21 protein-coding genes are annotated in these 21,488 nt (G+C 62.8%); 11 read left to right on the top strand and 10 right to left on the bottom strand.

The window, feature by feature from the left end; all coding sequences use genetic code 11:
- Nucleotides 1-196: 196 nt before the first annotated feature.
- The gene (locus LVS58_RS19930) at nt 197-895 is read right to left on the bottom strand and encodes a pirin family protein (protein WP_233692477.1); all 699 of its coding nucleotides are present in this window, start codon (nt 893-895) and stop codon (nt 197-199) included.
- A gap of 185 nt (nt 896-1,080) precedes the next feature.
- Here LVS58_RS19930 and LVS58_RS19925 point away from each other — a divergent pair, with 185 nt between their 5' ends.
- Nucleotides 1,081-3,585, top strand: coding sequence for a UvrD-helicase domain-containing protein (locus LVS58_RS19925; RefSeq protein WP_233692476.1), 2,505 nt, complete (start codon nt 1,081-1,083; stop codon nt 3,583-3,585).
- A 7-nt stretch (nt 3,586-3,592) separates the two neighbouring features.
- On the opposite strand, the gene LVS58_RS19920 is transcribed toward LVS58_RS19925, so the two are convergent.
- Entirely contained in the window at nt 3,593-3,754 is a 162-nt protein-coding gene (locus LVS58_RS19920; RefSeq protein WP_233692475.1) for a hypothetical protein, read from the bottom strand.
- A 287-nt stretch (nt 3,755-4,041) separates the two neighbouring features.
- Here LVS58_RS19920 and LVS58_RS19915 point away from each other — a divergent pair, with 287 nt between their 5' ends.
- From LVS58_RS19915 to LVS58_RS19905, 3 genes are all read left to right on the top strand, one after another.
- The gene (locus LVS58_RS19915; protein ID WP_233692474.1) at nt 4,042-4,968 is read left to right on the top strand and encodes an alpha/beta fold hydrolase; all 927 of its coding nucleotides are present in this window, start codon (nt 4,042-4,044) and stop codon (nt 4,966-4,968) included.
- Between the two features lie 73 nt (nt 4,969-5,041).
- The gene (locus LVS58_RS19910; protein ID WP_233692473.1) at nt 5,042-5,461 is read left to right on the top strand and encodes a VOC family protein; all 420 of its coding nucleotides are present in this window, start codon (nt 5,042-5,044) and stop codon (nt 5,459-5,461) included.
- Between the two features lie 257 nt (nt 5,462-5,718).
- Nucleotides 5,719-7,398: an MFS transporter gene (locus tag LVS58_RS19905; RefSeq protein ID WP_233692472.1), complete on the top strand. Its 1,680-nt coding sequence runs from the start codon at nt 5,719-5,721 to the stop codon at nt 7,396-7,398.
- 382 nt (nt 7,399-7,780) lie between these two features.
- Here LVS58_RS19905 and LVS58_RS19900 read toward each other — a convergent pair whose 3' ends face one another.
- Nucleotides 7,781-8,350 carry a hypothetical protein gene (locus LVS58_RS19900; RefSeq protein WP_233692471.1) on the bottom strand — a complete coding sequence of 190 codons (570 nt, stop codon included), beginning with the start codon at nt 8,348-8,350 and terminating at the stop codon, nt 7,781-7,783.
- Nucleotides 8,351-8,391: 41 nt separating this feature from the next.
- Nucleotides 8,392-8,778, bottom strand: coding sequence for a VOC family protein (locus LVS58_RS19895; protein WP_233692470.1), 387 nt, complete (start codon nt 8,776-8,778; stop codon nt 8,392-8,394).
- A 495-nt stretch (nt 8,779-9,273) separates the two neighbouring features.
- On the opposite strand from LVS58_RS19895, the gene LVS58_RS19890 reads away from it, so the two are divergent.
- Complete coding sequence (locus LVS58_RS19890) at nt 9,274-10,185, top strand: LysR family transcriptional regulator (RefSeq protein WP_004575413.1); 912 nt, start codon at nt 9,274-9,276, stop codon at nt 10,183-10,185.
- A gap of 44 nt (nt 10,186-10,229) precedes the next feature.
- Here the strand turns inward: LVS58_RS19890 and LVS58_RS19885 are convergent, their stop codons facing one another.
- Nucleotides 10,230-10,703 (bottom strand): YMGG-like glycine zipper-containing protein, encoded by a 474-nt coding sequence (locus tag LVS58_RS19885; RefSeq protein ID WP_233692469.1) that lies wholly within the window; start codon nt 10,701-10,703, stop codon nt 10,230-10,232.
- A 151-nt stretch (nt 10,704-10,854) separates the two neighbouring features.
- Here LVS58_RS19885 and LVS58_RS19880 point away from each other — a divergent pair, with 151 nt between their 5' ends.
- From LVS58_RS19880 to LVS58_RS19865, 4 genes are read left to right on the top strand one after another with little or no spacing between them, the layout of a single operon-like run.
- On the top strand, nt 10,855-11,451 hold the full coding sequence (locus LVS58_RS19880) for a paraquat-inducible protein A (protein ID WP_233692468.1): 597 nt from the start codon (nt 10,855-10,857) through the stop codon (nt 11,449-11,451).
- Nucleotides 11,448-12,077: a paraquat-inducible protein A gene (locus LVS58_RS19875; protein ID WP_233692467.1), complete on the top strand. Its 630-nt coding sequence runs from the start codon at nt 11,448-11,450 to the stop codon at nt 12,075-12,077. Before LVS58_RS19880 ends, LVS58_RS19875 begins: the two co-directional genes overlap by 4 nt.
- Nucleotides 12,077-13,717, top strand: a complete 1,641-nt coding sequence (locus tag LVS58_RS19870; protein WP_233692466.1) for a PqiB family protein — start codon at nt 12,077-12,079, stop codon at nt 13,715-13,717. The genes LVS58_RS19875 and LVS58_RS19870 overlap by 1 nt, the downstream gene beginning before the upstream one ends.
- 11 nt (nt 13,718-13,728) lie before the next feature.
- Nucleotides 13,729-14,259 (top strand): PqiC family protein, encoded by a 531-nt coding sequence (locus LVS58_RS19865; protein ID WP_233692465.1) that lies wholly within the window; start codon nt 13,729-13,731, stop codon nt 14,257-14,259.
- Between the two features lie 12 nt (nt 14,260-14,271).
- On the opposite strand, the gene LVS58_RS19860 is transcribed toward LVS58_RS19865, so the two are convergent.
- Complete coding sequence (locus LVS58_RS19860; protein ID WP_233692464.1) at nt 14,272-16,026, bottom strand: phosphoethanolamine transferase CptA; 1,755 nt, start codon at nt 16,024-16,026, stop codon at nt 14,272-14,274.
- A 213-nt stretch (nt 16,027-16,239) separates the two neighbouring features.
- Between LVS58_RS19860 and LVS58_RS19855 the strand changes: the two genes are divergently transcribed.
- Nucleotides 16,240-16,395: a DUF2986 domain-containing protein gene (locus LVS58_RS19855; protein WP_233692463.1), complete on the top strand. Its 156-nt coding sequence runs from the start codon at nt 16,240-16,242 to the stop codon at nt 16,393-16,395.
- A 28-nt stretch (nt 16,396-16,423) separates the two neighbouring features.
- Here LVS58_RS19855 and LVS58_RS19850 read toward each other — a convergent pair whose 3' ends face one another.
- Both LVS58_RS19850 and LVS58_RS19845 read right to left on the bottom strand, forming a co-directional pair.
- The gene (locus LVS58_RS19850; RefSeq protein ID WP_233692462.1) at nt 16,424-16,798 is read right to left on the bottom strand and encodes a hypothetical protein; all 375 of its coding nucleotides are present in this window, start codon (nt 16,796-16,798) and stop codon (nt 16,424-16,426) included.
- A 199-nt stretch (nt 16,799-16,997) separates the two neighbouring features.
- Entirely contained in the window at nt 16,998-17,588 is a 591-nt protein-coding gene (locus LVS58_RS19845) for a biliverdin-producing heme oxygenase (RefSeq protein WP_233692461.1), read from the bottom strand.
- A 161-nt stretch (nt 17,589-17,749) separates the two neighbouring features.
- Here LVS58_RS19845 and LVS58_RS19840 point away from each other — a divergent pair, with 161 nt between their 5' ends.
- Nucleotides 17,750-18,241 carry a GNAT family N-acetyltransferase gene (locus tag LVS58_RS19840; RefSeq protein WP_233692460.1) on the top strand — a complete coding sequence of 164 codons (492 nt, stop codon included), beginning with the start codon at nt 17,750-17,752 and terminating at the stop codon, nt 18,239-18,241.
- Between the two features lie 86 nt (nt 18,242-18,327).
- Here the strand turns inward: LVS58_RS19840 and LVS58_RS19835 are convergent, their stop codons facing one another.
- Both LVS58_RS19835 and LVS58_RS19830 read right to left on the bottom strand, forming a co-directional pair.
- Nucleotides 18,328-19,701, bottom strand: a complete 1,374-nt coding sequence (locus tag LVS58_RS19835) for an 8-oxoguanine deaminase (protein WP_233692459.1) — start codon at nt 19,699-19,701, stop codon at nt 18,328-18,330.
- A gap of 215 nt (nt 19,702-19,916) precedes the next feature.
- On the bottom strand, nt 19,917-21,299 hold the full coding sequence (locus LVS58_RS19830; RefSeq protein WP_233692458.1) for an APC family permease: 1,383 nt from the start codon (nt 21,297-21,299) through the stop codon (nt 19,917-19,919).
- Between the last annotated feature and the right edge of the window lie 189 nt (nt 21,300-21,488).

Here is a 21,488-nt window from a genome sequence, read left to right as displayed (position 1 = left end):
GAACGTTGGGCTGGCTGGTAGCACAACGCTAGTGCAGGCTGGCTGATGGCGCCAATGCTTGATGGCTGCCTTGCGATAGCCGGGCAGGCCCATGGCCGCAAGCCAGCCCCCACAAAACCCTGCTAACCCGACGGGGTAGCAGTTGTTCCATGGGGGCCGCCTTACGCTGCGACATGGATTGTCACAGGCCTGGTTTTCAGGCCACATCCACGAGCACGATCTCGCTGTCCTCGATGGCGGTGACCCGCAGCACCTCTTCCTGCTCGATCGCTACGCCATCGCGCGCCTTGGCCCGCAATCCGTTGATGTCCACCAGCCCCTTGGCCGGCACCAGGTAACCCCGGCGTGCGGCATCGAAGCGGTACTCGGCGGTTTCACCCGCCCGCAGGGTGGCAGCCACCAGGCGGGCATCGGTACGGATCTGCAGGCTGTCCTCGTCACCCGCGCGGCCGCTGGCCAAGGTCACGAAGCCTTCGCCGCGTTCGCCTTTGGGGAACGGCCGGCTACCCCACTGGGGTGCTTCACCGGTGCGCTCCGGCACGATCCAGATCTGGAAAATACGTGTGTCGATGTCTTCCAGGTTGTACTCGCTGTGCACGATGCCGGTACCGGCGCTCATCACCTGAACATCACCGGCTTCGGTACGGCCCTTGTTGCCCAGGCTGTCCTGGTGGGTGATTGCGCCTTCACGCACATACGTGATGATTTCCATGTCGCGGTGCGGGTGCGGCGGGAAGCCGCTGCCGGCCGCGATCAGGTCGTCGTTCCAAACCCGCAGGTTACCCCAGTGCATGCGTGCCGGGTCGTAGTACTCGGCAAACGAGAAATGGTGGTGTGCATCGAGCCAGCCATGGTTGGCGTGGCCGAGGCTTTCGAAGGGTCGCAGTTGCAGCATGGTCGTGCTCCTTGAATCAGTGGAATGACGCCATGATGCGCTAAAGAAACATCGAAAATAAGCGTAAATATCGGCTTAAAACTATCTATTTTGTAGATGTTATTTCTGCGGCACTTTATTCGCTTCATCGCCTAATGCACTGATCTGCAAGCATTCGCTGGCGATTTTTCGTCGATGCGGCGAACATGCCTGCTGTTTTGATTTTCAACGGAGTGACCGTGGCCCACGAGCAACCCCTGGCCCCAGCCGACCTTACCCCGCCTGCCCAGTTGCCCTGGTTTCGCCGCCTGGCCGCCCGCCTGCTGGGGCGTGGCTTGACCCGCCTGCAAGCCCAGCACCGCGACTCGTGGTTCCTCGGCCACGCCACAGGCCAGCGTACTGGCCATGCCGATGGTGTGCGTGAGGGGTTCGAGCGTGGTCGGGTGGAGGGCTATGAAGCGGGGCGCCAGGTGCTGGTAATCCGCGATACGCGCCCCGACAGCGCCGCCGTGCCAGGCCAGGATGACAACTTGTTCGACGATTGGCGCCTGCCGTTGACGGCCGAGTTGAAGAAGCGCTTCAAGGCCGATGTCGCCCAGCGCCTGCCCACCGAAGCCCAGCCCAGCGCCGCGCAATGGAAGCTCATCTTCAGTGACACCCCGTCTACCTGCGTGGTGGCAGGCGCCGGGGCAGGCAAGTCCACGTCGCTGGTGTTGCGCATCCTGTTGCTGCGTCATTACCTGGGTTACGAGCTGGATGCGATGACCGTGGTCACCTTCACCCGCGAATCGCGCAAGGACTTCATCAAGCGCCTGCTGCAGGTGTTCGCCCTGTGGCAGATCAACCTGCAGCCTGTGCAGGCCCGCGAGCTGGTGCGCACGTTCCATTCGCGCATCCTGCCGCTGGTGCGCAGCCTGCCAGGCTTCGGCCAGGTGCGTGCATTTGAAACACTGGGCCATGAGATGCCTGCCGGGCGTGAGGCTGAGGCCGACAGCAACCCGTTCGACTTGCGCCTGAACGATGCCCAGCGCCAGCAGCTGAACCAGTGCTACAGCAGCTTGCTGGGCGAGAGCCCGCGTTTTGCCGAGCTGGTCGGCCAGTTGCGCAGCGAAGCCTTGCAACTGAAGCCGCTGGACCCGAACAACCCCGATGTGCAGAAGCGCGCACAAGTGACCCAATTGGCCGCCCAGCGCGACGAAGAACTGTGCGACATGATCGAGGACCTGTGGTTTGCCGCCGGCGTCTGGCCGATCAAGGGCATCGAGCCCTGCCGCGAAACGGTCGACATCCGTGGCAGCCGCTTCCATGTGCATGGCCGCCTGGAAGGCCAGGGGCCTTTGGTGGTGCTGGGCTTCGACCCTGCACAAAACGCGCAGTACCAGCGCCCCGGCGCCAAGCTGACCGTGCGGGCCGAGTGGGCGGTCAAGCGTACGCTGTTGCAGGCGTTCTGCGACAGGCCGCTGATCTGGCTCGACAATTACGCCATGGCCCGGCGCCTGGCGGCATCGTTGGCAGGCGATGCCGTGGCCGGCCCTGGCTTTGAGTACAAGGTCAAGGGCGAACTGGCCCCGGCGCCGCTGCTGGATGCGTTCGTCAGTGCGGCCAATTTCATCGAAAACCTTGGGTTGGAGGTGAACAAAGCGGTGGCGGCGATGAGCTTTCCGTCCGGCGATAGCGATGCCCTGTTCTTCGAGGCCCTGGCGCTGTACTGGAAAGCCCTGGAAGCGCACCTGCTGGATCAGTCGCCGCCGGTGATGAGCTACAACCGCATGTTCGCCCTGTTTGGCGAGAACAACCCGGAAAACCTGCACCTGCTGCCCGATCCGTTGCTGCGGCCGCTGGCGCACCTGATGATCGACGAGTTCCAGGACGTGTCGCCGCAGATCGTCAGCTGGCTGCGTGCCAGCCTCGCCGAAATACGGCGTCGCGGCCCGGCCATGCACATCGGCCGCCATGCCCAGCATTCGTCGTTGCTGTGCGTGGGTGACGACTGGCAATCGATCTACGGCTGGCGTGGCAGCTCGCCCAAGTATTTCATGGAGTTCACCAAGGCGTTCCCGTCGCCGGCCAACACCCGGGTGATGCTGGTCGACAACTACCGGTGTCAGCAACAGGTGATCGATGCGGCCGAGCACCTGGTCAAGGGCACCCCGGCGATTGCCGGCAAGAAAGCCCGCGCCAGTGGCCCGGCGGCTGAGTTGCCCGGCTCGCCGGTCAAGGTGTTCGATCGTGACGAGGCGGCGTTGGGCGAAACGCTTGTCGAGCACTACCAGCGGGGTGAGACAGTCATGATGCTGTACCGCAAGGGCAGTGACCGGGCCTTGATGAGCGAACACCTGCAAAGCGTGTTGCACGCCGACGCGGCGCTTCCGGCCGAGCAGCGCCGGCTGCGTCAGCTGACCTATCACAGTGCCAAGGGTTTGCAGGCCGATACGGTGTTCATGCTGGGTGACTGCCAGTACCTGACCAGTTCACCCTACAAGAACCAGGTATACCGCCAGGCCGGGCTGGGCAAGGCAGGTGATGCCCAACCATTCGATTCGGCGCAGAAGGAAGAAGTGCAGCGCTTGGCCTACGTGGCGGTGACCCGTGCCGTGCAGCACTGCTATTGGTACGTGGAGGCCGCCAGTGGTGACGCCGCAGCGGCCCCACGGGCGTCCAGCCAGGTGGACGGCAAGCAGGCCTTCTTCGAAGACCTGCGCGGGCAGTGAGTGAGGTTCAGCGGCCGATTGTTTGCGTCTGGCGGGTGAGACTGGTCAGCAGACCGGTTTCAACCTGCTGCTGCTCGGCAGTCAGCGCGTCCACGCCTTGGCGATACTGCTGCTCGTTGAGCGCGACGCGGCGCAGCCTGCCGTCGGCATCTACCGGGCTTTCAGGCATGACCCTGGCCAACGCCGTAGTGCACAGACTCGCCCTCCATGGCGTGCGCAGTTGATGATCTGTCAAAGCCGGCAATTACTGATGTAACGGTGTCGGGGTTGTCATGGTAACCATCTCTTTTGTGGGGGGAGATAGTCCACGCTGATCAAGGCGTCGGGGTGCGGTAGATAGTTGTTGGCAGCGGTCGGTCCTGCGCATGCGCGGGTCGGTGGGGGGCTGGCAGCGAGGGAGGATCTGCGAGAGGGTGAGGCAGGTCATGGTGCAGGCTTTAGCCAAGGAGAATTGCAATGCGTTCGCTGTGCAGTCCGAAAGACCACCTGCTAGACCTCGATGGCGTAGAAATAGCGGTGCGCACCTGGGGGGCAGAAGACGGTATTCCCATATTGGCCTTGCATGGCTGGCTGGATAACGCTGCCTCGTTCGAGCGCCTGGCACCGATGCTGGACGGCTGCTTCGTGGTGGCCCCCGACCTGATCGGCCATGGCCGTTCTGGCCATCGTCGACACGACAGTGGCTATTACCTGTGGGAGCATGCCGAAGACATGCTGGCGGTGACCGACAGTCTGGGCCTGGCACAGTTTCATGTGCTGGCCCATGGGATGGGCACCGGTATAGCGTCGCTGCTGGCGGCCATGACCAGTGGCATTGCCAGCATGACTTTCCTCGACGGCATGGGGGCACCGTTCACGGTGGCCGAGGATGACCGGGTGCAGCACCTGGCGCGGGCCTACCGGCTCAAGCGCATGGTGCAGCGCAGCCAGTTGCCAGGTTTTGCCGAGCCGGATGTGGGGCGCTTCGACGACCTGGACACCGCCCTGGCGCAACGCCGCGAGCGGCTGGATACCGAACTGTCGGAAGGTGCCGCTCGGCTGCTGGCGCTGCGCGACCTGCTACAGCTGGACGACGGCTATTGCTGGCGGCACGACCCGCGGCTGGTACTGCCCGAGCCCATGCCACTGACCGAGCGCGAAGCCTGCGACCTGCTCAGTCAGATCCGCTGCCCGTTGTATCTGCTGTTCGGCCGCCAGGGGGCATTCACCGGCGAGGCCTTTACCCGGCGTGAGGCCGCCTTGCCCAGCCAGGCGAAAGTTTCCTGGCACCCAGGCGGGCACCACTTCCACCTGGATGCGCCGGACCGGGCGCTGGTCGACCAACTGCTGCGTATCCTGACGCGCCATGAAGGGGGCGTACTGCAACGCTTGGTGAACGAGTAGCTGATTCTGGTCACGCCGGGTGAACCTGCGCTATGGTGGCGAACGCATTCGCAAACGCCACAGGGAGCCCGGCATGCGGCCTTTCACCATCAAGCACATCGATCACCTTGTGTTGCGGGTCAGCGACCTGCCGCGCAGTGTTGCCTTTTACACCGAGCTGCTTGGCTGCACCGTCAGCCGCGTGCGCGAAGACTTGGGCATGGTGCACCTGGCCACGGGTACGGCGATGATCGACCTGGTGACCCTGGATGGCCCGCTGGGGCAGCCAGGCGGAGCTGCACCGGGCGTGGAAGGGCGCAACCTGCACCATTTCTGCCTGCGCATCGAGCCGTTCGACGAGGCCGCATTGACGGCCTATCTGGAAGCCGCCGGGGTAAAGGTGGAGCCTGCAGAGAAGCGTTATGGTGCCGAAGGTGAGGGGCTTTCGCTGTACTGCTACGACCCGGATGGTAATCAGGTCGAGTTGAAGGGGCCGATCGTGCTTCTTGGGTGAGGCCACCACCAGAATCGTCAGCCAACCCGCTATCGCCCAGCACCCCGGCGCTGCGTGTCGTCCGGGCCGTCCTCTTGTGCAAGGCCAGGGGGTGGATATTCAGGCAATCCCGATTATGCTTCATTAACCTTGCTGCGATCCGAGGCGGCCCGCCTCGTCGTGCTTCGCGCAACCAAAGCAAGCGCCAAGGCCTGGGTGCGACGGTGAAGTGGTTGTGAGGTGCTCCGGCCTGCATGACAACATGACGGAGGCAACCCATGGCGGTTCTCGACAGCGCATCCACGGGCAGCAGCGCGCCCCAACGCGGCATCACCAAGGAGGAGCGCAAGGTCATCTTTGCCTCGTCCCTGGGCACGGTGTTCGAATGGTACGACTTCTACCTGTACGGCTCACTCGCCGCGATTATCGCCAGGCACTTCTTTGCTGGCGTCAATGAAACCACCTCGTTCATCTTTGCCTTGCTGGCGTTTGCCGCCGGCTTTGCTGTCCGTCCGTTCGGCGCCATCGTGTTCGGCCGCCTGGGCGACATGATCGGGCGCAAGTACACCTTCCTCATCACCATTGTCATCATGGGCCTGTCCACCGCAGTGGTGGGCCTGCTACCGGGCTACGCCACGATTGGCGTGGCCGCGCCAATCATCCTGATCACCCTGCGCTTGCTGCAGGGGCTGGCGCTGGGCGGTGAGTACGGCGGCGCGGCCACCTACGTGGCCGAGCATGCGCCCAAGGGCCGACGCGGCTTTTTCACCGCCTGGATCCAGACTACCGCCACCCTGGGGTTATTCCTGTCGCTGCTGGTGATCATGGCCTGTCGCACGGCCATGGGGACGGAAGCGTTCGAGGCCTGGGGCTGGCGGATACCGTTCCTGCTGTCGATTCTGCTGCTGGCGATTTCGGTGTACATCCGCCTGCAGCTCAACGAGTCGCCGGTCTTCATGAAGATGAAGGCCGAGGGCAAGGCATCCAAGGCGCCACTGACCGAATCGTTCGCCCGTTGGGACAACCTCAAGGTGGTGATCATGGCGCTGCTCGGGGGTACCGCCGGCCAGGCCGTGGTGTGGTACACCGGGCAGTTCTACGCGCTGTTCTTCCTGTTGCAGATGCTCAAGATCGAGCCGCAGACCGCCAACCTGCTGATTGCCGGTTCACTGTTGATCGGCACACCCTTCTTCATTTTCTTTGGCAGCCTGTCCGACCGGATTGGCCGCAAGAAAATTATCATGGCCGGCTGCATCATCGCCGCACTGACCTACTTCCCGATCTTCAAGGCGCTGACCGAGTACGGCAACCCGGACGTCTTCGTTGCCCAGGAGCAGAACCCGGTGGTGGTGGTGGCCGACCCGGGCCAATGTGCATTCCAGTTCGACCCGGTGGGCAAGGCCAAATTCACCAGCTCCTGCGACATTGCCAAGAGCCTGCTGGCCAAGCGCGCCATCCCGTATACCAACGAAGCGGCGGAGCCCGGCAGCAGGGCCCAGATTCGCATTGGCGAACGGGTATTGCCGAGTTTTGATGGCAGCAACCTGGCGGCGGCGGACTTCAAGGTGCAAAGCGAAGCGTTTACCGCAACCCTGAGTGGTGCATTGAAAGAGGCGGGCTACCCGGAAAAGGCCGACCCGGCGAAGATCCACTACCCGATGGTGCTGTTGCTGCTGACCATTCTGGTGATCTACGTGACCATGGTCTACGGGCCTATTGCCGCCTGGCTGGTGGAGCTGTTCCCGGCGCGCATCCGCTACACCTCGATGTCGCTGCCTTACCACATCGGTAATGGCTGGTTCGGCGGCTTCCTGCCGACCGTGGCGTTTGCCATGGTGGCAGCGACCGGGGACATCTATTACGGCTTGTGGTACCCGATCGTGATTGCCGTGATGACGGCGGTGTTGGGGATTTTCTTTCTGCCGGAGACCAAGGATCGGGATATCAATCACACCTGAAGGTCAAGTTTGCCAGTGCTGGCCAATTTCCGCCGACCGTTCGCCGCTGCCGCCGCTACCGTATTCGCGGGTAAACCCGCTCCTACAACGCGCACAGGCCGTTGTAGGAGCGGGTTCACCCGCGAAAGGGCCGGCCCTGCTGGCCAATTTCCACCTACCGTTCACCGTTGCGGCCGCTACCGTATTCGCGGGTAACCCGCTTCTACAACCAGACGCGCACAGGCCGTTGTAGGAGCGGGTTCACCCGCGAAAGGGCCGGCCCTGCTGGCCAATTTCCACCTACCGTTCACCGTTGCGGGCGCTACCGTATTCGCGGGTAAACCCACTCCGACAACGGACGCGCACAGGCCGTTGTAGCGAAGAGGCCGGCGCAGGCGATCAATCAGTCGAAGTAGCCACGAAGCCCGAATGCATACCCGGTATCCACAGCTGTCGCCTCACCCCGGCTCCAGCGCTTCTTCAGCACGAACTCGAACGCCGGCTCGTACAACCCGTCTCGCACCAGTGCCCCCGCCAGCACCTCCACGTCGTACCAGCCGTTGTCCAATTCGATGATCGGCCGCCCTGGCACCTGGTAACGCGCCATCAGGTCACCCAGGGTCTTGGGCGTGAAGTGCTGCAGGATGCGCCAGGTGTACAGCATCAGCGCACCGTGCTCGACCCGCAGTACATAGCCATTGCGCCGGTGCTTCAGGCGGCTGCCAGCCTCGCGCAGGGCCGGGGTGTGGTTATCGAGGGTGAACAGGATGTGGTAGGGCAGGTTGTCGACACCGGCCAGCGGCAGCACGATGCCTTCGCGCACCGCCTGGTCGCCGCTGTCACCGCGGGTGAACGCATGGGCCAGGTCGTCGGGCAGTTGATGGTCTTGCTTGAAGCGCTCAAGCAACTGGATATCACCGAGCAGAAAGTAGTCGACCAGGTCGTTGAGCACTTCGCTGAATTCGTGGCGCATCTGTTTTCCTTATGGGTGCGCATTGGGGTAAGGGCAACCGGCTAGTGCTTCTGGGCAATCTGGATCAGGTTGCCGCACGTGTCATCGAACACCGCCACGGTAACCGGCCCCACCGGGGTTGGTGGCCGGATGAACTGCACTCCGGCTGCACATAGCCGGGTATATTCGGCCTGGATGTCACGCACGGCGAACGAGGTGGCGGGGATGCCGTCCTGCTTGAGCGCGGCCTTGTACACCTTGGCCGCCGGGTGCGCGTCGGGTTCCAGCAGCAGTTCGACGCCATTGGGGTCGTTGGGCGAAGTCAGGGTCAACCAGCGGTGCCGGCCCATGGGGATGTCGTGCCTGGGCTCGAAACCGAGTACGTAGTGGTAGAAAGCCAGGGCCTTGGCCTGGTCGTCGACGAGGATGCTGGTGACCACGATCTTCATAAGCACACACCGTTTACCTGGGGTCGATGACTATCAGTAAAGACGTTCGGGCGTTTTTGACCAGTGGCTGCAGTGCTTCTGGGGCCTGTTTCCAGCTGCGCGGCAGCGCAGGCGCGACCTATCGTTGGCCTTGCCTTAGCACCCGCCAAGGAGTGAAATGCATGCAAGAAGAACCGATGAACGACCTGCCAGACGCCCATGATGAGGATTAGGCAGATACCCCTGAGCCGTCTGCAACGCTGTCCCGGCGTAAGCGCGGTACCGCTCCGTTTGCGCAATGCGCTGTGAGTCGGGTACAAGCAGATTGGTGGCGATTGCACTCGGGCGAACCCCGGGTTTGAGTGATGCACCGGGCCGGGGCAACCCGACCCCTACAAAAAACCTGTTCAAGGTATAGGTAAATCCTTCAGTGCTCAGCGCCCGCTCAACGATAGCCAAGGGTAAAGTGTGAGGCACGATCCCAGTCCGCCCAGACCCGCGTCAGAGAGGTACCCTGTGGCTGCCTATACCTTGCGACAACTTAAGTACTTCGTCACCACCGTGGAAGCGGGCAGTGTGGCCGAAGCGTCACGCCAGCTGTATATCGCCCAGCCGTCCATCTCCACGGCCATCAAGAGCCTGGAGGAAAGTTTCGGTGTGCAGCTGTTCATCCGCCACCACGCCCAGGGCGTGTCATTGACGCCCAGCGGCAAACGCTTCTACGCCAAGACCAAGTCACTGCTGCAGATGGCCCATGAGTTCGAACAGAACGCCCTGGCCGACAACGATACCGTCGCCGGGCAAATCGACATTGGCTGTTTTGAAACCGTGGCGCCACTGTACCTGCCGCGCCTGATCGCCGGTTTTCGCCAGCGCTACCCGGGTGTGGACATTCGCCTGCGCGACGGTGAACAGCAGGACCTGATCCAGGGCCTGACCGCCGGAACATTCGACCTGGCGTTTCTCTATGACCACGACCTGGATGGCACCATCGAGGCCGAGCCGCTGATGCCGCCGCAGAAGCCCTATGTGCTGCTACCGGAGAATCACCGCTTTGCCGGCCAGGCCCAGGTCTCGCTGCGCGACCTGTGCCCGGAGCCGATGATCCTGCTGGACGTGGCCCCTAGCCGCACCTACTTCGTCAGCTTGTTCAACGAGATGGGCCTGGCGCCGAACATCGTCTTCAGTTCGCCGTCGATCGAGATGGTGCGCGGCATGGTCGGTCAGGGTTTCGGTTTCTCGTTGCTGGTAACCCGTCCGCACTCGGAATACACCTATGACGGCCAGCGCCTGGCAATGCTCGACATTGCCGAGCCGGTGGCGCTGTCGGGGCTGGCTGCGGCCTGGTTGAAGCGAGTCCAGCTGACCAAACCGGCGCAGTTGTTCGTGGAGTTTTGCCGGGAAGAGCTGGCGAAGTTCCTGAACTGAGCACGCCATGCCACCCCGGCAGGAGCAGCATGGCGTGGCATGGCTCAGGGGTTGACCTGGTAGCCGCGCCCCTGCAGGCAACCGCTGTAGGCGCTGGCATGGGCCTGGGTTTTTGCCTCGCCCTGGCTGCGCCTGTCCTGGCGCCGGTCCTGACGCTGGCGCATGCCACCGACCGCGGCCCCGGCGGCGGCTACTTCGCCAGCGCGGTTCTGCCGGTATTGCTGCTTGGCGTCGTCACCCACCCGGTCATACAACGCGTCATGCTGGTTGCCGCGTACCTGCGCGCCTACAGCACCGGCGGCGGCACCCGCAGCTGCACCGCGAACCCGGCCACCGACATGGGGGGCGCTGGACGTCGCTGTGCCGTTTGCGGCATTGGTGGCGACGGTATTGCAATCGTTGATATCCAGTTGCATCTGCTGGCTGCTCTGGCCCTTGAGCGGCACCACCGACTGCGCCTGGGCGGCCGATGCTGCGCACAGCAGCATCAACAGGTAACTCCACGTGAACGTACGCATGGCACACCTCCACCGGGCGGAAAGCCCCGCCTCACAGGATAGTTCCCCGTTGATGTCGTGATGGAAGTTTTGCCCAGATGGTCTAAACCGGATATCAGACGCCGTTCCGATTAGCCTCTTGGCCTGATCCCAGGCTACCTGCGGGCAAACCATGAGCCAGACGCAAGATCTGATCATCTGCGAGTATTGTGACACGGTGTACCACCGTGCACCGCTGCTCAAGCATCAACGTGCCCTTTGCCCGCGCTGTGGCGGCGTGCTGTACCGGCACAGGTCACTGACCATCGAGCAGCGGCTGGCATTGAGTGTGACTGGCGGTCTCCTGCTGGTGTTCGCCAACTATTACCCGGTGATGACCATTGGCATGCAGGGGCTGACCCACTCGGCCACCTTGTGGGACGCCGTGCAAATCCTCAGTCACGGCAGTATCACCTTCATCGCCCTGGTCATGGCGCTGTCGATCATTTTTGCGCCGCTGTTGCAAATTGCCCTGCTGTGCTGGGTGTTGAGTTTTGCCCTTGCCAGTCAGCGTGCCCCCGGTTTTGCCCTGTGCATGCGTGGCCTTGAAAGCCTGCGGCCCTGGAGCATGCTGGAGGTGTGTCTGCTGGGGGCGATGGTGGCGGTGATAAAGCTGGCCGGGCTGCTCGATGTGATCCCTGGTATCGGCCTGCTGGCCCTGGCTGCACTGAGCCTGTTGATTATCCACATTGCCGGCAAGGACATCCGCGACTTGTGGGAGCAGGTATGACTGCCCCAGCCAAGGCGCACGACCTTGGCTTGTGTCTGTGCCATGGCTGTGGCCAGGCATGCGACACGCGCAGTGGCGCGCACACCTGCAACCGTTGCGGCGCCGTCATTCACCGGCGCAAGACCAATGCCATCAGCCGTGGCTGGGCGTTTCTGCTGGCGGCCCTGATTTTCTACATCCCTGCCAACCTGCTGCCGGTGATGCACACCGAAATGCTCGGCAGTGGCACAGACAGCACCATTGGCGGCGGCGTGCTGGAGTTCTGGGCGGCCGGGGCCTGGGACATCGCGCTGATCATTTTCATTGCCAGCGTGGGCGTGCCCGCCATCAAGTTCTTTTCCCTTGGCCTGCTGCTGTTCACTGCCCAGCGGGGTTCTTCCTGGGCCTGCCGGCAGCGTTCGCAGCTGTATCGCTTCGTCGAGCTGATCGGCTATTGGTCCATGCTCGATGTGATGGTAGTGGCGTTGGTGGCTGCGCTGGTGCAACTGCGCGGGCTGGGCACCATCGAGCCGCGCGTGGGCATTCTGTTCTTTGGCATGGTGGTAGTGCTGACCATGTTCTCTGCCATGAGCTTTGATCCACGCCTGATCTGGGATAGCCATGCCAACGAGGGGAGGCCGCATTGATGGGGCAACAGACTGACAAGCGCGAGGGCGCTGGGCAGGTTGAAGTGCGCACCCGGCGTTGGAGTGTATCGCTGGTATGGATCGTGCCGATCCTGGCGATCCTGATCGGCGCTTCGCTGGTGGTGCGCAACTGGATGCAGCAAGGGCCGGTGATCAGCATTTCTTTCCACAGCGGCGAGGGATTGGTGGCGCACAAGACCCAGGTAAAGTACCGCAGCGTGGTGATTGGCGAAGTGACCACGGTGGACTTGGCCGACGACAAGAAGAGCGTGGTGGCCAAGGTACAGCTCTCCCACGATGCCCGTTCGTTCGCCACGCGGGGCGCGCGCTTCTGGGTGGTGCGACCGCGCATCGGCATGGGCGGGGTTTCCGGCGTGGACACGCTCTTTTCTGGCAGTTTCATCGGGGCCGATTCCGGCGAGTCGAAGGTGCCGGAAAAGTCTTTTGTCGGCCTGGAGCTGCCACCGCCGATCACTTATGACGAAAAAGGCAAGCGATTTGTTCTTGTCGCCAGCGACCTGGGTTCGCTGGATATCGGCTCTGCGATCTACTACCGCAAGATCCCGGTGGGCGAAGTGGTGTCCTTTGCCCTCCAGGGCGATGGCAAAGGGGTAGAGATTGGCGTGTTCGTGCAGGCGCCCTACGACACATTCGTCACTGCTGACACGCGCTTCTGGAATGCCAGTGGCATCGACATGCAGATCGGTGCCAATGGCCTGAAGGTCGATACCGAATCGCTGTCGTCGATTCTGGTGGGCGGGCTGGCCTTCGGCTCGCCCGATTTCGCCGTCCAAGCCGAGCCTGCTGCCGACCAGGCCCGCTTTCAGCTATTTGCTGACCGCGACATGGCGCTGTCGCCTCCGCATGGCCAGGCGCAGTACCTTCAGTTGCGTTTCGACCAGGCCATGCGAGGCCTGTCGGTGGGGGCGCCCGTGGAATTCAAGGGTGTGGAGTTTGGCCGGGTCACTTCGATCCAGCTCGATTACGATGCCACGCGGCAGACCTTCCCGGTGGTGGTCGATGCGGTGATCTACCCGCAGCGGCTGGGGCCGGTGCACCGCAAGATGCTGGCGGTGTTCAAGCACACCGAGGGCGATTTGGAAGGTGCGCGGAAACTGATTGGCACGTTTGTCGAACATGGGCTGCGGGCCCAGGCGCGTAGCGGCAACCTGATCACCGGGCAGATGTTCATTTCGCTGGACTTCTACCCGGATGCCCCCAAGGTGGCCTTCGACATGGCTGCCAACCCCATCATGATCCCGACGCTGCCCGGCAGCCTTGAGCAGTTGCAGGAACAGCTGCAGCGGGTGGTGGAGCGCATTGCCAAGCTGCCGCTGGAAAGCATTGCCGGTAACCTGGACGGCAGCCTGCGTGAGCTGCGCGCCAGCCTCCGGCAGTTCAATGGCCAGACACTGCCCGAGGTGAAGGTGGCGCTGGACGAGGTGCACAAGACCCTGCGCACGGCCAACTCGGCCATAGCCGAAGACTCGCCGCAGCGCGAGCGAATGGGTGAAACACTGGACGAGCTGGAGCGCATGTCGCGTTCGCTACGTGACCTTGCCGATTACCTGGGCCGACACCCCGAGTCACTGATTCGTGGCCGGCCGAAAGCGGCCGGACCCGCAGACCTTGCCCCCTGAGGAAATAGCCGATGCAACGACTGCGCAATGTATGTGTGGCCAGCCTGCTGGTGTGGCTCGGGGGCTGCAGCAGTACGCCGAACAATTACCACACGTTGGTACCGAGCGAGCCGGTACGTGACAGCGGCCAGCGCATCCAGGTGGCCAGGGTGGCTGTGCCACCCCAGGTCGACCGCCCACAGTTGGTGGTGCGGCAAGGGCAGAGCGGCCTGGCCATTCTGGAGACGGAGTGGTGGGGCGCCAACCTGGCGGATGAATTCCGCAGCGCCCTGCAGGACCTGTTGGGCGGCCCGGCCGGCGGTGGCAAGGCGTCGCTGCGGGTGGATGTGCAGCGCTTCGACACGGTACCAGGGCGCTACGCCTCGCTGGAAGCCGTGTGGCGCTTGAAACTGCAAGGGCAGGCCGAGCTGACGTGCCGTACGTCCGTGCAGACTGCCGCGGACAACAGCATCACCAGCCTGGTGAATGCGCACCAGGCCAACCTGCGCAAGTTGGCCGAGGCGGTGCGGGGGAGTGCACGGCAGGGTAGCTGCCCTATATGAACCGTGGCCTTGTTACTGCCGGGTGCTGGCTGTTTCCTGTACCCCGTCGGCCTTGTCCAGCGGCAGCTGATCGAAGTCGCGCAAGCCATCCTTGCGATACGGGTCGCCGATCCAGCGTGGCGCTACCACGAACTGTGGGCTCACCAGGCTCTTGGCCGGTTCATAGCGGTCGTAGCTCAATCCGGCCAGGTCTGACAGGGTATGGATCAGGTGCGAACTGCTGTAGGGGCGGTTGACCATTGCCTTCAAGTCACGCAGGTGCTCGGCCTGCCAGCTAGGTGAGGTCCACAGCAGGAACGGGATGGTGTACATCGGCCGGGTCGGTGCACCTTCGTTTCGCCCCAGGCGGTCGTGGTCACCGGAGCTGTACACGTCTTCACCATGGTCGGACAGGTACATCAGGAACCCGTTGGGGTTGCCTGCCGCATAACGCTTGATCAGGGCCGACACCACATAGTCGTTGTAGCGCACCGCGTTGTCATAGAAGTTGTAGGTTTCTACCTGGTCCGCCGTCAGCTTGGCTGGCACACCCTGCTTGTCGTTGAAGTGCGCGTAGTCGTCCGGGTAGCGGTAGCGGTAGTCCATGTGCGTGCCCAGCAGGTGCACGATGATGAACTTGTTGGGCGCAGGGTCTTGCAGGGCCTTCTCGAACGGTGCAAGCACCACGTCATCGTACTGGTGGGCATTCTGGTTGCGCTGGTTGTTCAGGTACACCGGCGCGTCTGTTTGCTGCGAGAAGGTGGTGAGCATGGTGTTGCGCTTGGTCAAGGTCTGCTGGTTGGTGATCCAGAAGGTCTTGTAGCCTGCCTGTTTCAGCAGGTTGATCAGCGACGGGTCGCTGAGGAAGCGGTCCGGGTTCTGCTCGTCGCCGAACGTGAGGATCTGCTGCATCACTTCGATGGTGTACGGGCGTGGTGAGACCACGTCGCGGAACACGGTCAGGCCCTTGTCGCTGGCGGCCAGCGCGTCGAGGTTGGGCGTGGTATCGCGGTTATAGCCATACAGGTGCATGTGCTCGCGGGTGGTCGACTCGCCGAGCACCAGTACCAGGGTGCGTGGCGCCGTACCACTGCTGTCTCGCAGGTTTTGCAGCGGGGGCAGTGCGGCATTCTGGGCCAGCAGTTTCTGCATGTTCTCCAGTTGCTGGCGGTACTGTTGGTAGCCGACCAGCAACTGCCAAGGTACGGCAGGTTCCATTCGCTGCTGCACTTTTTCGAGCGCATCGGCGAAGTTGCGCTCCTGGGTGACCATCTGTTTGTAGAACGGCATGACCAGGTTGGCCACCAGCAATAGCACGACCACCGGCAGGCGGCTGCGCAGCGGCAGGCTGACCGGGCGCACGCGCCGCCACAGCAATACCGCGACCAGCGTGTACAGCACCAGCGCCAGGCCCAGCCCCACGCTGAAGTATTGGCTGAAGTACTCACCCGCCTCGGCGGTGTTGGACTCGAACATCACAAAGATGACGCTTTGTGAAAATTCCTGGCGATAGATGCCGAAGTAGCTCAGGCCCACCAGCGATGCAGCCCACAGCACCACACCGATGATCGCCGTGGTGGCGCGGGTGAAGCGCGGCAGCAACAGGACGGGCGCCAGCCACAGGCTGCTGAGGAACAAGGCATCGCGAAAACCGGCGAAGCCGGTCGTCCCGCTGAACAGCAGCAACGCCTGGGTTACACCGGAAAAATACCAGAAGAACAGCAAGAGCCAGCCGAGGCCGGCCCAGTCTATGCGCTTGTGCGCGGCGGGGGATGTAGTGTTTGACACGTATGCCTCGTCATACCTTGGCGGCCAGCGGATGTGCGCGCGGCCGGAAAGTACGTGACGCTAATCTGCGGACTGTGAAAATAACGTCAACGCGGTGAATCCTGTGACCTGCATGACCGTAGACGGCATAAACTGGGCCCGTTCACCGCGTTTTCCCCAGGCTGCCGAGGTATGATGGCGGCAGCGAAAACGTCCTGAAAGGCCCCGTAGACCATGAACCGTCGTAAGAAGATCAAGCAGCTATTGCAGGCGCATGCCAAAAAGGCCAGTGCCAAACTGGCGCCACGCAAGCCCAAGTACATCTGCAAGGCGGACCGCTTGAAGATGGAGGCAGAGGCGGTGGGCGAGCGTTCACAGCAGGCCGACTGACACCGCCTCTACACCGATCGCATGGGCTTCAACGGCGGTAGTAATGATGCTCGTCATAATGACGCTGGCGCATAGCGCGCTCATGGCGGCGCTCCCAATCACGGCGCCGTTCCCAGTCGCGCCGCCGCTCCCAGTCCCGGCGGGCTTGTTCACGCCGCCACTGTTCGCGGCGCCAGTCGCTTCGGTGGTCGTGCCAGCGATCGTCACCATGCGCCAGGAGCGTGGCCGGCTGTTCAATGGCCACGCTGGCCACGCTCGGCCAAGGGTTGCCGGCTGGCTTTAACGGTGACTGGACAGCCGGTGAAACCGGTTCGGCGGCTTTCATTTGCGTTGCCGATGCCGTGCCCACCGCCGCGAGCGAGCACAGGCCGAGCAGCACCAACCTTGCGACATGTTTTTTCATGAGCGTTGCCAACCTCTGATAACGAATGAGCCATCTGGCCAGCAGGTGTGGGGCGAACCTTGTCTCGGGTTGCGCTACCTTTCTGTGCCTCACACATAGACAGGGAATCAGGAAAAAGTTCGCCACAGCAACAACTTGAAGAACTTTGCCGGGGTGGTTGGCGCTGTGAAGCCTCTGCCAGGAGTGCCCCACTGGTCAGTCACAGGTCTGCAAACACCTCACGCAAATGCCGCCGGTAACTGTCGAACGCAGCAATCGCCCCTTTCACTACCTCTGCTTCCTCCTGCTCCCCCAGCACCAGGCTGTCCAGCCTGGCAACAAATGCGCGCCAATGCAGCGCTCGGCCATCCGGGTGGGGGGCCAGGTGGCGGGCCCCCTTGTCACCCTCCAGCCCAAGACGTTGCGTGTGCTTGAACAGAAACGCCGCCCCCAGGTTGGAACCTTCACTGCAATACAGCCATCCCAAGGCCTGGGCCGAGCTGACACGGACGGGTTGGGTGGACGTTGGCAGCGGCAAGCCCAGGTCGCGCAGGTCGGCCTCGACTGCCGCCAAACGTGACAGCGCCGCCAGCCCCGGCAGTTGCTGGTTGAGCTGTTCATCCTGATACAACGCCAGCAGGCTGCCATGGAAGCGGTGCTGTACCTGCAGGAAGTGCCCATAACGCTCGCGGTTCTCGAAAGGCCGCGCTGCCATTACCAGTTGATCGACGCTGTCATGGTCCCTGCTGCTGGCCGCTTTCAGGCGTTTGCAGCGGCTTGGTTCGGTGAAGGGGGGAGTTACAGCGGTCATCGGCGTATCCGTGGCATAGAGCAAGGTCCCCATGATGCTTGCCATCCTTGGCAAGCAGCAAGCGTCTCACGCCCGACCTGACCGAGTTCGCGATGATGGAGCGCAAGGTCGAGGCTCATTTATCATGGCGGCTGCCTTTACCATTGCCAAGGATACTTGCCATGAGCGCCCTCCAGTTCCGCACCCCCGTTCTCGCAGATGCCGAGCGTTGCTACGCCATCGAAATTGGCGCCTATGAAGGGGATGAGGCGGCCACGCTGGAGAAAATCCGCACCCGTATCACGCAGTACCCACAAGGCTTCCTGGTGCTGGAAAGTGACGGCGAGATCGTGGGTTTCATCAACAGTGGCTGCGCCCACGAGGTCGTGATGTCCGACGAGGCCTTCAAAGAGCTGGTCGGCCATGATCCGGCGGCAGCGAACGTGGTGATCATGTCGGTGGTTGTCGACCCGGCCCACCAGGGCAAAGGCTACGCCAAAGTGTTGATGAACGAATTCATCGGGCGCATGCAGGCGGCGGGCAAGCAGACCATTCACCTGATGTGCAAGGAGCAGCATGTGGCCCTGTACCAGAAGCTGGGCTACCAATACGTGAAACCGTCGCCGTCGGACCACGGCGGCATGGCCTGGCATGAGATGGTCATGGACCTTTGACTGGACATCTCTCTGCGTGACAGCGCAGCCCAAAGGGCTGCGCATGACCTTCATTCAAACCGGCGATGCCGCGCCGATGCCTGGCCTCAAGTGCCACTCACCAGCTGAAGTGCCAGCTGGTTGTGGCGCTCCAGTACGCGCGGCAGGTCGACAGTGGCCAGCTGGCCGTCTTTCACCACGACGCGGCCGTTGATCACGCTGGTATGCACCTGGGTCGGGGTGCAGAACACCAGTGCCGCCAATGGGTCGTGGTGGCCGCCGGCATACGCCACATGGCCCAGGTCGAAGGCAACGAAATCGGCGACCATGCCCGGGGCCAGGGCGCCGATATCATTGCGGTTGAGCACTTTCGCGCCACCCAGGGTGGCAATTTCCAGTGCTTCGCGTGCGGTCATCGCGTCAGGGCCGAAGCCTACTCGTTGCAGCAGCAGAGCCTGGCGCACTTCACCGATCATGCTGGCGCCGTCGTTGGAGGCAGAGCCATCGACCCCCAGGCCCACCGGTACGCCGTGGTCGCGCATCTTGCGTACCGGGGCGATGCCCGAGGCCAGCCGCATGTTCGAGCATGGGCAGTGGGCGACGCCGGTGCCGGTGCGGGCGAACAGCTCGATGCCGTGCTGGTCGAGCTGCACGCAGTGGGCATGCCATACATCATGGCCGACCCAGCCAAGGTCTTCGGCGTACTCGGCTGGGGTCATGCCGAACTTCTCGCGGCTGTAGGCGATGTCGTTGACGTTCTCGGCCAGGTGAGTGTGCAGCGACACCCCATACTGGCGTGCCAGCACGGCAGCTTCGCGCATCAGGTCGCGGCTGACCGAGAACGGCGAGCATGGCGCGACCACGATGCGGCGCATCGAGCCGTGGCTGGCATCGTGGTAGTCCTCGATCAGGCGTTGCGACTCCTTGAGTATATCGGCTTCCTTTTCCACCACCGAGTCAGGTGGCAGGCCGCCTTGGCTCTGGCCCACGCTCATGCTCCCGCGCGCGGCGTGGAAGCGCATGCCGATCTCGGCAGCCGCGTGGATGCTGTCGTCGAGCTTGCAGCCGTTGGGGTAGATATACAGGTGGTCGCTGGAGGTCGTGCAGCCGGACAGAATCAACTCGGCCATGGCGGTCTGGGTCGACACCGCGATCATCTCGGGGGTCAGGCGCGCCCAGATCGGGTACAGGTTGGTCAACCAGTTGAACAGCTCGCCGTCCTGAGCTGCCGGTACCACGCGGGTGAGGCTCTGGTACATGTGGTGGTGGGTGTTGACCAGGCCTGGGATGACCACCTTGCCGGCCATGTCCAGAATCACGTCGGCGTTTTGCGGGAGGCTATCGCTGGGGCCGACCTGCTTGATCAGGTTGTCTTCGATGAACAGGCCGCCGTTCCTGATTTCGCGGCGTTCGCCGTCCATGGTGACCAGCAGTGCGGCGTTTTTGACAAGGAGCGTTTTTGCAGGGGTTGTAGATGACATGGTGCAAGCCTGCGCAATACGCATCGGCGATTACCGATGTCATAGGCGCCCGGTATTGTAAGCAAGCTTTTTGCTGATTGTATACAGCTCGAGGCGCCAATGCCGGCCTTTCAGCGGGGTAATACCGCGAAGCGGCCGGTATGGGTGATAACGAGCAGTTATCACCCGGATGCTCGCGATGCCATGCTGCAGCGCTCACACAAGGCGTCAGGGTCTCACTCGGCCATCTGCAACTCCGGCAGTTTCACGCGAAATGCCCGGGTCAACCCCAGTAGCACCAACAGGCCCAGGCCCATCCAGAACAGGCCGATGGTGAACGACAGGCTGGTCAGGCTGCTCCATAGCCACAGCGTGCTGAGAAAGCCCAGGCCGGGAATGGCGCCGTACAGCAGGCAGTTGCGGCAACCGCGCAGTTTCTGGTCAACCAGGTAGTGCTTGACCACCGCCAGGTTTACGGCCGAGAAGGCGAACAGTGCGCCAAAGCTGATCATGTTCGCCACGGTATCCAGGGTAATCACCAGAGCGATCAGCGACAGCAGGCTGACCACCAGGATGGCAGTGGCGGGCACGCGCTTTTTCGTCACCAGTTGGCCGAATGCTCGCGGCAATGCGCCGTCGCGGCCCATGGCGAACAGTACGCGCGACACGCTGGCTTGGGACACCATGGCCGAGGCGAAGCAGCCGGCCACGTAGGTAGCGGTGAAGGCGGTTACCAGCAGCTCGCCGCCCACCCGGCGCATCACGTCCACCGACGCCGAATCCGGGTCGGCGAAACTGCCCCAGTCGGGGAACACCATCTGTGCGCAATAAGACACCACCAGAAACAGCAGGCCGCCGATCAACGACACCGCCAGAATCGCCACGGGAATGCGGTAGGTGGGGTTACTGGTTTCCTCAGCCATGGTCGATACCGCATCGAAGCCAAGGAACGACAGGCACAGCACGGCGGCGCCGGTCATGATCAATGGCACGCTGAAGCCTTCGTGGTGCAAGGGGGCCAGCAGCGAAACCGGCTCCGCCTGTCCGCTGAGCTTGAGAATGGACAGGGCGACGAAGACGATGATGAACACCAATTGCACCACCACCAGGATCCAGTTGACCCGGGTGATCGACTCGATGCCGATCAGGTTGAGGAAGGTGACCATGGCAATGGAGCCCGCCACCCACACCCAGGCAGGGATGGTCGGGAAGTATTCCGACATGTAGATGCCGATCAGCAGGTAGCTGAGCAGCGGCAGAAAGATGTAGTCGAGCAGCAGTGTCCAACCGGTGATGAAACCGATATGGCTGCCGAAGGCCTTGCGCGTGTAGGTGTAGACCGAGCCGGAGTAGGGGTGGGCCTGGACCATGCGGCCGTAACTGTAGGCGGTCAGCAGCATGGCGGCGAGCGTGAGCAGGTAGGCGGTGGGCAGGTGCCCTTTGGTCATCTGGGTGACCAGCCCGTAGGTGGTGAATACGGCCAGGGGGACCATGTAGGCCAGGCCAAACAGCACCAGGGCGGTCATGCTCATGGACTTGCGGAAGCGGCCGGTGCTGGTGCCGGTTTGCGCGGGTGCATGCGGGGCGGGGCGATGGGCTGTACTTGTTGTTGTATGCATTGCTAACTCCTGAAAAGGGATGCAGGACACCGCGGCGGGCGAGCAGGCTCGCGACCGTTAGGTGCTATGCAAGGAGGTCGAGCGGAAAGCTCGCAGCGCTGGGGCGGGTTGATGCTCCCACACCCTGCAGGCACCCGGAATCACCCTTTGGGGTGAGCGGACATAGCCCTTGCCCGGCTCACCCCAAAG

This window comes from Pseudomonas sp. JR33AA (assembly GCF_021378985.1).
Taxonomy (GTDB): domain Bacteria; phylum Pseudomonadota; class Gammaproteobacteria; order Pseudomonadales; family Pseudomonadaceae; genus Aquipseudomonas; species Aquipseudomonas alloputida.
The sequence above is the reverse complement of the archived record's forward strand: the minus strand, read 5'-3'. Positions and strand labels throughout refer to the sequence as shown.